Raw genomic sequence first — 14,753 nt, forward strand, 5'->3', positions numbered from 1 at the left:
AATAAGGTATAAGTTCTCCCAGATATACTTTTAGTGAGAGAACCAATGAATAAAATAACTTGCTTATCAAAAAAGCTCAAAGAAATTTTTAATGAAAAAGCAGAGAAAATCTCAATTACAACAAGGTTTATAAAAAGAAAGAGAAAGCTAAAAGGTTCATCATTCGTAAAAGCCATGGTCTTGGGTAATATAGGAGTTGATAATTGTAGCGTAGAAACAATGTGTCAATTACTAAACGAGGACTCGATAGATATAACAAAACAAGGTTTGGATTTTAGATTTACTGAAGAAGCAGTGGAATTTATGAAAAGGATGTATAATGAATCTGTGATTCTCTTTAAAAATATCTTGCAAGTTGATTGCAAAATCTTACAGCAATTTAATAGTGTTAAATTATTGGACAGTAGCTATATTACTCTACCTAACAGTATGGAAGAGATGTATAAAGGTTATGGTACTAGCTACAGTGGCTATGAAAGCAATACTAAGTCTGGAATAAAGTTACAATTAGTTTTCGACTACATGAATCAGATAATAGACCAACTTAATTTAACGGAGGGGGTAAGATCAGACCAGGGATATAGGAAACATTTAAGTAATATATTAAGCAATGATTTGCTAATATCTGATCTCGGTTATTTTGTGCCAAGTTCTTTTAAACAAATCAATGAAATAGGAGCTTATTTCATAAGTCGTTATAAATCCGATACCAACATATATGATGTAGAAACAAATCAAAAAATGGAGTTATTAGAATGTTTAGAGGATAAGTTATTTTTAGAAAACGAGGTATTGTTAGGAAAAGAAGCAAAAATTAGAGTAAGAATTATATGTCAGAAACTAACTGAAGAACAGTCTATGGCCAGAAGAAGGAAAGCTAATAGATTAGCAAGATCGCAGGGATATACATCCTCTAAAAGAAATCAAAAATTGTTGAACTGGTCAATATTTATAACTAATGTTCCAGAAAATAAAATTAGTGCTGAGCAAGTATTAACGATTTACAGAGTAAGGTGGCAAATTGAGTTATTATTTAAATTGTATAAAAGCCATATCAGGCTTGATAAGCTAAAAGGAAAGCCATGCAGAGTATTATGTGAACTATATGCTAAATTGTGCGCAATTCTTATATTTCACGGCATAGTTGGTTGCACAGAAGTGAAAAAGAATACAGAACTTAGCTTAACAAAGGCATTTATTGAGCTAAAAAGGCGGGTTAGAGAGTTATTTTTAGTATTAACCAAAATTAATAGTTTAAAAGCATTTCTTAAAAAACTCACTATAACTTGGTCGCGATTTTCATTAAAAGACAAACGTAGAAGGGCTAGAGTATCCACTTTAACCTCTCTAAATTTGCTCACAATCTCTTAACTTGACGCGTATGCTTAATTAAACAGACTGAATTCTGTAATTTTGGGATGTTGAAAAATTTACCTCACGTTGTCATTCCATCGCATAACGCTGAAATCCAGATTTATAGAAACGAAAAAACTTGCTTGACACATTTTGCCAACCCCCTTATTACGATGTGTGGTACAATGATACAAATTAAGAATTCCCCCATCCTGTGCTGGTTCTTCGATCTGAAATCCTACTTCTACCTGATCACAACCAATGTTAATTTGTCCTATTAATGCTTTAATAATGCCGCGCTTAGTTTGCCAATCTAGCTGTTCCAGGTTCGATTTTACACTAGAATAAAAATTCTTTATGCTATTTATAATAAGACTTATTCCTTTTTCTACTGCCTTCTGATCAACTACCTTTTTTTTCTCTTCTTCTATCCCTTGTAAGCGTTCTTTCATTTTTCTCATTGTCTGTTTAAATTCTTCCTCGCTTATATATCCTTTCTCTCCTGCATTTTCTTGACTATAATAATCTTCCATTAATTTTTCGATACCTTCTTTTATTTGATTTTCTCTTCTTGCAAACTTTTTCTCTGATGATTCATCATTTTTATTTTCTAATACTCTACGTTGGTATTCCTTTTTTATCATCTCTGGGTTTTTTAGTACATCTTTCACCTTTTCCCATACTGACCTTACCCAGAAAAAGTGGAGAGAAAGAAAGGAGTTTTTTCGGGTAAAATAAAATTTTGGAGGATTAGAAATGGCAAGAGAATATACGGCAGAATTCAAATTGGAAGCTGTTAAGCTGGCAAATGAACAAAGAAAGGTAGGTCAACCAGTTGCAAAAGTAGCAAGAGATCTAGGAATAAGGGATAGTGTATTAGGAAAATGGATGAAGAAATATAACGAAAAAAAGTCAGCGGCAAATGCATTTCCAGATGTAGCACCTTATGACAAAGAGAGGTTTGATTTACAAAGCAAGAGTAACAAGGGAAAGAGACATTTAAAAAAAAGCCCTGGCCAGTCAAAAAGAGTAAAATATTTTTTTATATAGTAACTGCTATAAAGTACAGGAATTATGTAGGATTTTCTGCTAGTGGCTACTATAAGTGGACCACAAGAAAAATAAGCAGTAGAGAATCAGCAAATAAAGAGCTACTCGCAGCTATTCAAAAAATATATCAAGTTTCTAAATGTAGATATGGAACTCCTAAAATTCATGCTGAATTGAAGGCTTTGGGTAAAAGTTGCAACTTAAAAACAGTGCAAAGTATTATGCAGAAAAATGGTATTCAGGCTATATTGAGAAGAAAATTTAAAATTAAGAAACAACAAACGGACAGTAGCTCCCAATATATTAGACCAAAACTTTATTGTCGATCAACCAAATAAAGTATGGGATTACTTATATAAAAACCAAAGAAGGATGGCTATATTTGGCAACAATAATCGATCTATATTCACGCATGGTAGTTAATGAGCAGTTCAATAAATAAACAATTGGTTATGGACTCTTTATTAATGGCCGTTAACAAGCGTAAACCTGCCAAAAATCTACTATTACATAGTGATCAAGGTTCACAATATACTTCGCAAGGTTATCAATATCTCTTATCCATAAAAAACATAGATGAGTTATAAAGGTTGTTGTTACGACAATTCTGTTGTGGAAAGCTTCTTTAGCTCATTGAAAAGAGAAATACTTATTGATACTTCACAACACTCTGCTCAACAAACTAGAACTGCAATATTTGAATACATAGAAATTTTTTATAACAAACAACGTCACTATTAACTATTGCATTCCTGAGCATTTTGATTCATCATTCTCTTTGTGAAAAACATTCCAAACTTTCTCTCCACTTTTTCTGGGTAAGGTCAGTTTCCATTTGGTTCAAACTCGGATACAATTTCTCCAGAGCTGGGTAATCTCATACCAGAACCATCTGCTGCAATAAGTCTATAGCCTCTCCAACTCAGGTTCATCCTGATAGGCTGTTTGGATGCTTAAATTCTTGAAAGCCTGTATGGCAAATCTTATACCTTGCTTTAGAAAAAGCTTGCTTTGAGGGTACATGTCAATGGCTCCATAAGTTTACATTCTATTCCCAAACTTTTTTTAACTAACTTTAAAATCATAGAAAATACTGTCGAAAAAGCTTGTTCGTGTAAAACTCAACACAATGGATTTTCTGAAAAGTTTTCGAGTATATTGCATTTTTAATTTGTAAGATAAGATCTTTTCCTTTTTGCATGCCTCACCTAAAAAAGACACATTTTAAACTTTTTTGTTGCAATAAAATAGAAACAAAAGTGCTGTCCCTTGCACTCTTTGGATAATTTAATGATAAAAAATTTGGAGAGAAATTTTATACACTATCGCTGATATTTTTCCTTAAGTTGACGCCATTGCCTGAACGGATACATGACAAATCTATCGTTTATCAAATCGTCGGTAAGCCTAAAGCTATAGCCATTAAGCACGATAAAGAAAATCATTCATAATCGCTATAGCAACTAGTGTAGACACTTGACGTTCCTTGTGATTTGATAAATAGAGGTTTTTATCTGACTTCACAACAAGGGCTTCTGGATGACTTTGAAAGTGAACATTACCATGCTTATCTTCAATAGCCTCTATTACCCCCTCACTGGAAAATGCTGCAACTTTATATCCAAGTGACTCCAATTTTCTTCTATTTTCTGGTGTATTACCTACTGCTCCTGAATGAGCATCTGGAAAATATGTTGAAAACCAGCCATTTTCATTAGGTATTAGGAATTTGGCTACTACTTCTGCTAAACGACTATTTGGAACGATCTTTATCTGCTGGAGAGGTACATCCTCTTTCTGTGGATTAGGTGCTGATTTTAAATGAGATCTTTGCTTCTCTTCATCACTCACAACACTCACTACTTCAATTCCCTTTGCATTCATTATGCCTTCACATATGCCAAGTAAATGAATTGCAGGGTTATCATCAACTATTTTTACAATTGCTTCAGTAACAAGCTGGCGATAAGGAGTGGGTGCTGAATGTAAATTATCCGGAATAAATATCCTATTTATTTTGTGCTCTTTAATGAATTGTGCAACTTCAACTTTTATTCGGTCTAATGTTAGCTTTTTTGCCAATGTTTTATCTTGTTTTGCGAGATTAAGTGACTCTGTCTGAATTTTTTTAAGGCTAATTATCTTATTATAATCAATCAGTACAGTCTTAACCACAAAGTTATTAAACATCTCATAGATATTTTGAGATAGCCCAAGTTCATGTGCTTCTTCCGTTTTCAACAAACCAACAACTACGTCATTATTTACTGTATTTTCTGCCGTCAAGACAGTTGACGCTGGTTCTTCTTTTCTGGTTACATGTTGAGATGCCGGTTTTTCACTAACGCCAGCATAAGTAATATTGCTTAATAATAGAACTATAATTAATAAGATATTAAATATTCTGCTATAATATCTATACATATAGTTTACCCTCTCAACACTTATATCAATATCATAACATATTATAGAACGTTTTACAACAAAAAGGTAAATTTGGTAAGAAAGAGAAGGTGGCCTGAGCAGGAATCGAACCAGCGACACAAGGATTTTCAGTCCTTTGCTCTACCAACTGAGCTATCAGGCCAACTGTATACTTTTATTTTTAGATAAAAAATGTTATTATGTCTATCAAAAGTTTTTAAAGTAGTTTATAAAAATAAAGGATGAACATTAATGACAAAATAGGAATCTACCCTGGCACATTTGACCCTATAACTTTTGGGCATATTGACATAATCAAAAGAGCGTGTAAACTAGTCGATAAATTAATAATAGGAGTTGCAGAAAACGTTAATAAGCATACTGCCTTTGACACAAAGCTACGCACAAGCATGGCTGAAAATGAAATCAAAGGACTAGGAATTGATGCAGATGTTATATCTTTTAATGGGTTGCTAGTGAAGTTTGCCAAAGAGCAGAATGCTTCTGTTATTATTAGAGGATTAAGAGCAGTGTCGGATTTTGATTACGAGTTTCAAATGAGTTGGGTAAATTATAAACTTCTTCCTGAAATCGAAACCATATTTCTTCCCGCTTCTGAAGATACTCAATTTATCTCATCAAGCTTTGTAAAGGAAATAGCAAGATTAGGAGAAGATGTTAGCAAATTTGTATCAAAAGGTGTTCAAAACGAATTGATTAACCTGAATAGGATAAAAAATGGAGAATAGTGCTTGTTGTTTTTTATTTCTGAATGGGTATATTCAATATATAAAATGTTATAAGCTAAAGGAGCAGCATGTCAAAAGTGAGGGTTAATAATAGAAAAGTTTGTTGTCATGGTGATGAGAATGATGAGGGTTCCGGCCATCCATTAATATATTTAGATATGGGAGAAGAAGAGGAAATAGCCTGCCCTTATTGTGAAAAGACGTTTGTCCATGACTGCACTGTAGAAGCGGTTGGGGAGCTGACTAGGGATGAGCTCTAATGGCACTTCTGCAGACTTAGCTTATGTAAATAGCAATAAGAGGGGCAGTAAAAATGAAACTGTCCATACGGTCGAGCACTCCCCCATGGCCAGGTATCATATTTCCACTATCTTTAACACCGTAAGCTCTTTTAACAAGCGACTCAGTGAAATCGCCAAGTTGCGCTAGAATAGCAATTGCAAGGCCAATGATTGGAGAATAAAAAATTGAAAATAGACCAAAAAATATTGATCCAAAAATTGTGCACACTACTCCAGCTAAAATCGCACCAAGAAGTCCTGTCCAAGTTTTTCCAGGGCTAAGAATTGGGCAAATTTTAGCTCCACCAAAATTCTTGCCAAATAGGTAGGCAGTAACGTCAATTCCCCAAATGGTTAAGACGAACCATACTAATGCGTATTTTCCCTGTGGTAGATTATATAAATATATTAATGAGGCGCTTGGTAGTGCAATCAATAATAATGCAAAAACGTATAAAATTTTATTTCCTTGGGTTAGATTATACCATTCAAAAGAAGATAAAACTGCTATTGAAAAAATCAATAGGTAAAACGATAAATCACTAAAATATGTAGCAAAGGAAAATATGAATAATATTACTATTGAGGACAACATTCTAATTATAAAATTATTATCTACCATATTTTTTCTCTCTTTTTATATAATCTTCTAATGCTTTACTCAAATCTTGACAAGAAAAATCAGGCCATAAAGTATCACAAAAATACAATTCAGCATAAGCTGCTTGCCATAATAAAAAGTTGCTTAACCTTTTTTCGCCGCCAGTGCGAATTAATAAATCCAATTTTGGCAAATCTTTAGTATACAGAAATTTTTCAAATTCCTCTTCTGATACATAAGCAATATTTTCTTTTATAATATTGCTTATAGCTTGTGTAATTTCTTGCTTTGCTCCGTAACTGACTGCCACAGTGAGTAATAAACCATCGTTCTTATGTGTCATTTCTTCTGCTTTTTTAATTTGATCCAATATTTTACTGGATAACAGACTTAAATTGCCAATAAAATTCAACTTAATGTTACAGTTGCAAATGAAATTGACTTTATCTTCATTAGTTAAAACGGAGTAAAATAAATCAAATAGACAGTCAGTTTCGTTTTTGGGTCTAAGCCAATTCTCCATAGAGAATGCATACAAAGTTAAGTAGGGTATGGTTAGGTCCGTACAATACTTGGCAATATCGTATGCAACTTCACTGCCCTTTTTATAACCATCAATTTTTACTCTTCCTTGATTGTTTGCCCATCTACCATTACCATCCATAATAATTGCTAAATGTTTCGGTAAAGATTCTTGATTCAACATTTAAATTTAACCTAATTTTGACTTGAGTGAAATTTTTTGGATTTCAATGGACACCTGGAAGGTGTCAGCTACTTGCATGACAGGAAGAGAGTTACTGTAGTGACACCAATAGTTGATACTTGAATGCAAAATTGGTGTCATCCCAGTGCTCCGACACTGGGATCCAGGAAATTTGATTTCAAACAAGTGCATCAGATAGTTGTATAGTAAAGACTGGATTCCAGTGTCAAGCACTGGAATGACATCATTTGCTATGTAAGCTTTCTCCATATCATTTAGTGATTCAGTATATCCTTTTCTTTGATGGACAATTCACCATCAATTTTTTTTATATTATTATCAGTAATATTTTGTATTTCCTTTTTAGCACCATGAAAATCATCTTCTGAGATTTCTTTATTTTCCTTCATTTTTTCTGTTTCTTCCATAATATCTCTACGTATATTTCTAATGGCAATCCGTGCATTTTCAGCAAACTGATGCAATAATTTCACTAATTTTTCACGGGTTTCTTGTGTCAAGTCCGGAAGAGCTATACGTATGGTGCTACCCTCGACAACAGGATTTAAATTCAGGTTAGCATTTAATATAGCGTTTTTCACTTCACCTACAACACTAATGTCCCAAACTTTAATTGATAGGGTTTTGTTATCTATAACCGAAACACCTGCAACCTGATTTAACTTTTGATGTCCACCATAGATATTTACAACTATACCATCAAGCAACGATGCGCTAGCTCTACCAGTGCGTACGCCTTTAATATCATCATGAAAGGACTGAATAGTTTTTAGCATTCTTTCTTTTGTTTTAGCTTTTATTTCATTTAACATAAATTACCTAATGTTTACAATCTGAAACTATAGTATAAGTACCTTGACCCTTAATAATATTGACTATTTTTTCTCCCTTCAAAGAAAAAACTATAATTGGAATAGAATTCTCACGAGCAAGTGAAATTGCTGATGCATCCATAACTTTTAAATCACGAGTCAATAAATCCGTGTAAGAAAGCCTATCATACATTACAGCATCCTCATTTTTTTTCGGATCAGCGGAGTATACACCATTTACTTGCGTACCCTTTAGAATAACATCACAATTCATTTCAACAGCACGTAAGGCTGCAGCTGTATCTGTAGTAAAAAATGGGTTGCCTGTGCCTGCTGCAAAAATTACCACTCTACCTTTTTCTAAATGACGAATAGCTTTCCTTCTGATGTAAGGTTCGCATACAGTGGCCATGGGTATTGCAGATAATACCCTAGAAGCTACTAAATTTTTTTCTAAAAAGTTTTGTAAAATTAAAGCATTGATTATAGTTGCAAGCATTCCAATATAATCAATGCTTGCTCTTTCACAACCACTTAAAGACGCAGATGTGCCACGAAAGATATTACCACCACCAACAACAATACATACCTGAACTCCAAGATTACAAACTTCAACTATGCCTTTAGATAACTCACCTATAGTCTCCATATCGTGACCAAATTGCTTTGATCCCATCAAAGCCTCACCAGAGATTTTAAATAACACCCTGGAATATTTTATTTCGCTTTTTTCATTTGTTGAAATAAACATTTTTTGCTATTTAATCTGCATCACCCAAAACAAGTAACTTGTAATTAGAGAGTTTAACAGCACTCAACTCGCTTGATTTTATAAAATCAGAAATCTTCATCTTATCATCCTTTATAAATTTTTGCTCCAGTAAAACAACTTCTTCATAGTACTTAGCCATTCGTCCATCTACTATTTTTTTTGCTACTTCTTCAGGTTTATTTAAGCTCCTCACTTGCTCTTCAATTATAGAACGTTCGTTGTTCAACTTCATTTGATCTAAATCATCTATAGACAAGGCTTCAGGCTTCATAGCAACTACATGCATAGCTATTTGTTTCCCAATCTCTTGTAGCTTCGCCTTATCACCAGATGATTGCAATGCAATTAAAGCACCAATCTTACCTAAGCCATGCGCATCACCATGTACGTAGCCAGCAATAACTCCATCCTTAGCTTCTAAGTAACAAAGCTTGCTTAACTCTAGCTTCTCACCAAGAACTGACGTACCATTCATAATAGCTTCCTGCACTGTGCCAATGCTTTCATACTTGGCATTTTTTAACTCATCAACGCTAGTACAGCGTTCTTGATGAGCAATTGATGCTAAATTTAAAACTAACTCTATAAATTTCTCATTCCTTGCGACAAAATCGGTTTCGCAATTGAGTTCAATCAATACACCACAATTTTCAGTCAAACACATAGCAACGAGCCCATCTGAAGCTACTCTATCAGATTTTTTGTCAGCTTTAGCAAGACCTATTGTACGTAACTTATCAACGGCTTTCTTAATGTCACCATTACATTCTTCTAATGCTTTTTTACAGTCACTTAAGCCAAGCCCTGTTCTATCACGTAATTCTCTTATATCATCTGGATTCATCTTCATTTGTTACTACCTCCCTTTCTTCTTCTTTGTAAACTTTACTACGTCTCCTTTTAGTTTGCACAATACCATCTTCTTTTTCTTGAATAAACTCATCACCCCTTATATCATCAACCTTAACTCCAGATTTTGCTAGACTAGACTCTATTCCAGCCAATATAGAGTCGGTAGCTAATTTACAATAGAGCTCTATTGATTTCCTTGAGTCATCATTTCCAGGTATTAGATAAGTAATACCATCTGGATCAGAATTAGTATCAAGTATTGCAACTATTGGAATTCCTAACTTCTTAGCCTCCTTAACCGCTATATGCTCTTTATTAGTATCAATGATGAATAAGATATCAGGAATTGCTCCCATTTCTCTAATACCGCCAAGCGCCTTATCAAGCTTTTGCTTTTTCTTTTCAATGTTTCCCAATTCTTTCTTTGTTAAAATGCTATCCTCGTCATTTAATATTTTCTCATATTGCATCAAGGTTTTTATCGAAGAAGAAACAGTGCCCCAATTAGTAAGCATACCACCAAGCCAACGATGATTCACATAATATTGACCACAACGAATCGCTTCACTTGCAATAATATCAAAAGCTTGAAACTTTGTACCAACAAATAGAATGCGACCACCTTGAAATGCAACGTCATATAAAGCCTTCATGGCCACCTGTAGCAATGGTAGTGTTTTTCGCAAATCAATTATATGTATACGATTTTCTTGATGCACTCCATATATGTATGGAGCCATTTTTGCGTTCCAGCGACTAATTTTGTGACCAAAATGTACACCAGATTCAGCTAAATCACGCACAGTGACTTTAGGCAAATTTGTCATATATCATTCCTCCAAATAGTTTATCTTCCATGGCATAACCCTAATGGGACTACTTGTACAAGCCATGTGTGAAATTAAATTATTTACATAGTAATAGAAAAGACAGCAAAGCGCAAACAAAAAATATTGACAAAGGGCAACATGTTTATTAGCTTTAAAGTTGAAGCCCGAAAACGCTAAAAAGAAATTAGGGGGGTGTAGCTCAGTTGGTTAGAGCGCATGCCTGTCACGCATGAGGTCGTGAGTTCAAGTCTCATCACTCCCGCCATATTAGTTTTAGCATAACTTAGAATTCGCAGTATTATTGCCGGTATTGAGAAACGCCTTCACCAAACTTGACATGGCATGGTATTGTAATTAATACTTAAATAGGTTTGTTTTTATCATTAACAATTAGGATTAAATATGCTCATTTCTGAAGTTTTTGCAGCAGATGCAACTAGCAATACATCAAGTATCGGCGCATCTTTTGCTAGTTTTACTCCATTGATTTTAATATTTGTGGTATTTTATTTTCTCATTATTCGCCCGCAACAAAAAAAACTAAAAGAACATAGAAAGATGATAGATCAAATAAAACGTGGTGATACAGTCATTACTTCTGGTGGAATAATAGGTGAAGTTAATAAAGTTGATGAGGCAAATGCACAATTTATAATAGAAATAGCACCAAAAGTTGAGATAAAAGTTCTAAAGTCCGCTATATCTGAGGTTTTAAGCAAAGAAACTCAAAAAGTAGCAGCTAAACCAATTAAAAAGGTAAAATCGAAAGAATGATAAAAAGAATATAAATCAACCAGTAATAAAGGCAAAAATGCTTAACATGTTTAGAAAAAAGTTTGTTTGGTGATCCATTTGTGTGCGGAATATTTGGTGTAGTAAGTAGCGGTGATTCAGTAGTACCAACTTTACTAACTGGGTTGCAAAAATTGGAATATAGGGGATATGACTCTTCAGGTATAGCAATCATAAATAATGAAGGCGAGATAGAAGTCAAAAAATCAGAAGGTAAAGTCAAAAGGTTATGTGAAGTTGTTGATGACAGCAAGATGTCTCACAGTACAGTTGGTATAGCACATACTCGCTGGGCTACACATGGAGTCCCAGGCCTTAAAAATGCTCACCCCATTCGTACAAATAACGTTGTTGTTGCTCATAACGGCATAATTGAGAATTACAATCTGCTAAAAAAGGGCCTAGAAGAAAGGGGCATGTCATTCCATACTGACACTGACACAGAGATCATACCAAACATGCTAACCTTATATCTTGATGAAGGATTGTCGCCAGTTGATTCTCTATTTAAGTGTTTAAACAACCTACACGGCTCATTTGCCTTGGTCTTATTATTTGCAGAATATCCAGACGCCTTATTTGTTGCGAAGAGAAATTTGCCTTTAGCAATAGGCTATAACTGTAACACAGTGTTTGCTGCATCTGACTCTAATGCTTTAAGTGCATTTGTGGAAAGAATATCGCATTTGGAAGATGATGACATTGCAGTGATAAAATCTAGTGGAGTTAGTATATACAACAATGGTACACAAGTTAAACGCAGTATAGAAAATAGTAGTCCAAGTGATTTTCTAATTAGCAAAAATGGTTACCCTAGCTTCATGTTAAAAGAGATTTTTGAGCAACCTTGTGCATTAAACAAAACAATAAACCAATTTTACAAGCAATATAAAGAGGTCAACAAAAAATTATTCTCTGAACTGAATCACATTACTATAGTTGGATGCGGATCATCTTATTTTGCTGGGCTAATAGCGAAGTATTGGCTGGAAAGTGTCGCTCAAGTTCGAGTATATCTAGAAATCTCGTCAGAATTTAGGTATAGCAACGTCAAGCTAGAAGAAGGCAGCATTGGGTTATTCATCTCTCAATCTGGCGAAACTGCAGATACCATAGAAGCGCTGCGTTATGCGAAATCACAGAAGCAAACAATCATTAGTATAACTAATACATTTAGCAGCAGCATTGAAAAGATCTCAGATATTGTGTTACATACTCTTGCTGGGCCAGAAATTGGTGTTGCTTCAACAAAAACCTTTTCTGCGCAACTTGCAACTTTAGCATGCTTTGCCGTGGAGCTTGGAAAAATAAAAGGTATACTGGGTGGAGAGAGAATAAAACAGCTAAGCAACGCTATTAACTCTATTCCCGAGTATGTTGAGCACGTTTTGAATGTGATGAAAATACAACATATATCGGGCAGTATATTAGAACACAATAACGTTATTTTAATCGGCAGAGGAAGTTCATACGGAGTTGCAATGGAAGGCGCATTGAAAATAAAAGAGCTTTCATATATCAATACAACTGGTATTGCAGCGGGAGAAATGAAGCATGGTTCTATTGCTTTAATAGACTCTACTGTGCTTGTTATAGCAATTATCCCTTATGATGATTTATTCTTTAAAACGCTATCTAATATACAAGAGATTATTGCAAGAAAAGGCAAAGTAATTGCCTTCAGTGATAAACAAGGAGCGCCATTCCTAAGGGGAGTTTGCGCAGATGTGGTGCAACTTCCAGACACTGATAATTTTATCTCTCCAATCATCTACAGTGTTGCTATGCAATTCCTTGCTTACTTTACTGCAGCAAAAAAAGGGTTAGATGCAGATTGTCCAAGAAATTTAGCTAAGTCTGTCACGGTTGAGTAGTCCATTTAAAGTTAAAGCTAAACTTCTAATAAGGTAACCAGACTGCATTCTGTGATTTTTAGCAAAACACGATACACAATCGTCATTCCGCTACTAATTAGCGGAATCTATGCCGAGATACCGCGGCGGTATGACGGTTCGCGGTGGTATGACGGTTAAGTAATTCGTCATCCCGCTGCTTGTTAGCGGGATCTAGAGATACCGCGGCGGTATGACGGTTCGCGGCGGCATAGCTATCTTCAAAAATATGGTTGAATAATTGTTAATAATAGTGTATAATTATTAATATTTTTAAGCACTTTGGCTATGGCTTTATCTAAGTTTCTCGACCCTAAGCTGGATTTAACCTTTAAAAGAATCTTTGGCACTGAAAAAAATAAGAATATTCTCATACATTTTTTGAATGATATTTTAGGGTTTACCGAGATAAATACTATACAAGAAGTGGAATTCCTCAGTACTATAATGGATCCTGAAATTGCCTCTGATAAGCAAAGTATAGTTGATGTTCTTTGCAGGGACTCTAGTGGGGCTAGGTATGTGATTGAAATGCAGCTCACTCGCGATAAAGGCTTCGAAAAACGAGCTCAACTATATGCTGCTAAGGCTTACTCAAGGCAAGCTGATAAATCTGGTAAGTACATTGATTTAAAGAAGGTTTTCTTTATTGCTATCTCTAATTGTAATTTATTTCCTGATAAGCTTGATTATATATCCAGCCACACTATAAGAGATGAGAAAACCAATGAGCATGACTTAAAAGATTTTCAATTTGTATTTATTGAACTACCTAAATTTCCTAAGAATAAGGAAGAACAGCTAGAAAGCATAGTGGATCGTTGGTTATTTTTCTTCAAATATGCAGATGAAACTACGGAAGAAGACTTAAGGAAAATAGCAGAAAAAGCACCAATAATAAAGTTAGCCTACGATGAATTAGACAGGTTTAGCTGGAATGAAAAAGATTTAGTAGCTTATGAAGAAAGAATAATGGATCTACGGAAAGAAGAAGCCATTCTTGAATACAGACTTGACCTTGCTACTGAAAAAGGCATCCAAATTGGCGAAGAAAGAGGCATCAAAATCGGTAAAGAGGAAGGGAAAATTGAAGGAAAAATCGAAGGAAAAATCGAAGTCGCAAAAGCAATGCTGGCTAACAATGTTGATGTCAACACTATTGTCAAATTTACTGGCCTTTCTATTAGTGAGATTGAAGAATTAAGTGTGAACGGTTACTAATTAAGAACTTTAATTATCAATCATAAATCACTGAATTTCGCTAGTAAATTTGTTGCCATTGTCCATATTGCACAATTGTATATAAGATATAGTATAACAATAGTGTCCGTTCAGCTAATACCAATTCCCACTGCACAATAAACGGATAGATAACAATGAAAAAAAAGCCATACTATTGCCTTTCTTTCTCACTCCACAATTAAATAACTCTACAATATCGCTTATTTGATTCACTAATAATGAGAATTGGTATAACTTTGCTATTTTTCTCTCTAGATTCTTGCAAAGTTCTACAAGATTAACCACATTACCTCACGGTTTCTCTATGATTATTTTTTTAGATTACTTGTTTACCTTATTTGCCGTTCTCCTGAACGAATATACATAAGCTATAAAA

The 14,753-nt window shown here is 34.3% G+C and carries 15 protein-coding genes, 2 tRNA genes and 2 pseudogenes; 8 read left to right on the forward strand and 11 right to left on the reverse strand.

From position 1 onward, the window contains the following. Window positions 1-45: 45 nt before the first annotated feature. The gene (locus OPR50_RS04950) at window positions 46-1,371 is read left to right on the forward strand and encodes an IS4 family transposase (RefSeq protein WP_265023871.1); all 1,326 of its coding nucleotides are present in this window, start codon (window positions 46-48) and stop codon (window positions 1,369-1,371) included. A gap of 59 nt (window positions 1,372-1,430) precedes the next feature. On the opposite strand, the gene OPR50_RS04955 is transcribed toward OPR50_RS04950, so the two are convergent. Then, complete coding sequence (locus OPR50_RS04955; RefSeq protein WP_231115873.1) at window positions 1,431-2,024, reverse strand: hypothetical protein; 594 nt, start codon at window positions 2,022-2,024, stop codon at window positions 1,431-1,433. A gap of 85 nt (window positions 2,025-2,109) precedes the next feature. Here OPR50_RS04955 and OPR50_RS08870 point away from each other — a divergent pair. Beyond that, a pseudogene (locus tag OPR50_RS08870) lies at window positions 2,110-3,187 on the forward strand (IS3 family transposase). Window positions 3,188-3,233: 46 nt separating this feature from the next. On the opposite strand, the pseudogene OPR50_RS04970 reads toward OPR50_RS08870, so the two are convergent. The 3 genes and pseudogenes from OPR50_RS04970 to OPR50_RS04980 all read right to left on the reverse strand — a co-directional run. Further along, window positions 3,234-3,604, reverse strand: a pseudogene (locus tag OPR50_RS04970) (IS4-like element ISWosp8 family transposase); the annotation flags it as partial. 221 nt (window positions 3,605-3,825) lie between these two features. Continuing rightward, window positions 3,826-4,827 carry a gamma-glutamyl-gamma-aminobutyrate hydrolase family protein gene (locus OPR50_RS04975; RefSeq protein ID WP_264339431.1) on the reverse strand — a complete coding sequence of 334 codons (1,002 nt, stop codon included), beginning with the start codon at window positions 4,825-4,827 and terminating at the stop codon, window positions 3,826-3,828. Between the two features lie 90 nt (window positions 4,828-4,917). Next, window positions 4,918-4,990: transfer RNA gene (locus tag OPR50_RS04980), tRNA-Phe, on the reverse strand. A gap of 79 nt (window positions 4,991-5,069) precedes the next feature. Here OPR50_RS04980 and coaD point away from each other — a divergent pair. Together coaD and OPR50_RS04990 are read left to right on the forward strand one after the other, a co-directional pair. Further along, window positions 5,070-5,576 (forward strand): pantetheine-phosphate adenylyltransferase, encoded by a 507-nt coding sequence (coaD, locus tag OPR50_RS04985; RefSeq protein WP_015589048.1) that lies wholly within the window; start codon window positions 5,070-5,072, stop codon window positions 5,574-5,576. 68 nt (window positions 5,577-5,644) lie between these two features. Then, complete coding sequence (locus OPR50_RS04990) at window positions 5,645-5,836, forward strand: zinc-finger domain-containing protein (RefSeq protein WP_006279326.1); 192 nt, start codon at window positions 5,645-5,647, stop codon at window positions 5,834-5,836. Window positions 5,837-5,852: 16 nt separating this feature from the next. On the opposite strand, the gene OPR50_RS04995 is transcribed toward OPR50_RS04990, so the two are convergent. From OPR50_RS04995 to rpsB, 6 genes are all read right to left on the reverse strand, one after another. Further along, window positions 5,853-6,479 (reverse strand): phosphatidate cytidylyltransferase, encoded by a 627-nt coding sequence (locus OPR50_RS04995; protein ID WP_015589049.1) that lies wholly within the window; start codon window positions 6,477-6,479, stop codon window positions 5,853-5,855. Further along, the gene (gene uppS / locus OPR50_RS05000; RefSeq protein ID WP_182309382.1) at window positions 6,469-7,164 is read right to left on the reverse strand and encodes a polyprenyl diphosphate synthase; all 696 of its coding nucleotides are present in this window, start codon (window positions 7,162-7,164) and stop codon (window positions 6,469-6,471) included. Before uppS ends, OPR50_RS04995 begins: the two co-directional genes overlap by 11 nt. Before the next feature lie 275 nt (window positions 7,165-7,439). Further along, window positions 7,440-7,997, reverse strand: coding sequence for a ribosome recycling factor (frr, locus tag OPR50_RS05010; protein ID WP_155968563.1), 558 nt, complete (start codon window positions 7,995-7,997; stop codon window positions 7,440-7,442). Between the two features lie 7 nt (window positions 7,998-8,004). Further along, complete coding sequence (gene pyrH, locus OPR50_RS05015; protein WP_406830263.1) at window positions 8,005-8,742, reverse strand: UMP kinase; 738 nt, start codon at window positions 8,740-8,742, stop codon at window positions 8,005-8,007. 16 nt (window positions 8,743-8,758) lie between these two features. Next, window positions 8,759-9,619, reverse strand: a complete 861-nt coding sequence (gene tsf, locus OPR50_RS05020) for a translation elongation factor Ts (protein ID WP_264339432.1) — start codon at window positions 9,617-9,619, stop codon at window positions 8,759-8,761. Continuing rightward, on the reverse strand, window positions 9,600-10,448 hold the full coding sequence (gene rpsB / locus OPR50_RS05025) for a 30S ribosomal protein S2 (RefSeq protein WP_264339433.1): 849 nt from the start codon (window positions 10,446-10,448) through the stop codon (window positions 9,600-9,602). Before rpsB ends, tsf begins: the two co-directional genes overlap by 20 nt. Window positions 10,449-10,639: 191 nt before the next feature. Here rpsB and OPR50_RS05030 point away from each other — a divergent pair. The 4 genes from OPR50_RS05030 (at window position 10,640) to OPR50_RS05045 (ending at window position 14,356) form a co-directional block, all read left to right on the forward strand. Next, window positions 10,640-10,716: transfer RNA gene (locus tag OPR50_RS05030), tRNA-Asp, on the forward strand. A 137-nt stretch (window positions 10,717-10,853) separates the two neighbouring features. Further along, complete coding sequence (gene yajC / locus OPR50_RS05035; protein ID WP_015589055.1) at window positions 10,854-11,225, forward strand: preprotein translocase subunit YajC; 372 nt, start codon at window positions 10,854-10,856, stop codon at window positions 11,223-11,225. A gap of 80 nt (window positions 11,226-11,305) precedes the next feature. Continuing rightward, the gene (gene glmS / locus OPR50_RS05040; protein ID WP_265024326.1) at window positions 11,306-13,117 is read left to right on the forward strand and encodes a glutamine--fructose-6-phosphate transaminase (isomerizing); all 1,812 of its coding nucleotides are present in this window, start codon (window positions 11,306-11,308) and stop codon (window positions 13,115-13,117) included. Between the two features lie 306 nt (window positions 13,118-13,423). Further along, window positions 13,424-14,356 carry an Rpn family recombination-promoting nuclease/putative transposase gene (locus OPR50_RS05045; protein ID WP_141457147.1) on the forward strand — a complete coding sequence of 311 codons (933 nt, stop codon included), beginning with the start codon at window positions 13,424-13,426 and terminating at the stop codon, window positions 14,354-14,356. A gap of 114 nt (window positions 14,357-14,470) precedes the next feature. On the opposite strand, the gene OPR50_RS05050 is transcribed toward OPR50_RS05045, so the two are convergent. Further along, window positions 14,471-14,662, reverse strand: coding sequence for a hypothetical protein (locus tag OPR50_RS05050; protein WP_265023874.1), 192 nt, complete (start codon window positions 14,660-14,662; stop codon window positions 14,471-14,473). Window positions 14,663-14,753 lie beyond the last annotated feature (91 nt).

The sequence above is a fragment of the Wolbachia endosymbiont (group A) of Epagoge grotiana genome, assembly GCF_947251775.1.
Classification (GTDB): Bacteria; Pseudomonadota; Alphaproteobacteria; order Rickettsiales; family Anaplasmataceae; genus Wolbachia; species Wolbachia pipientis.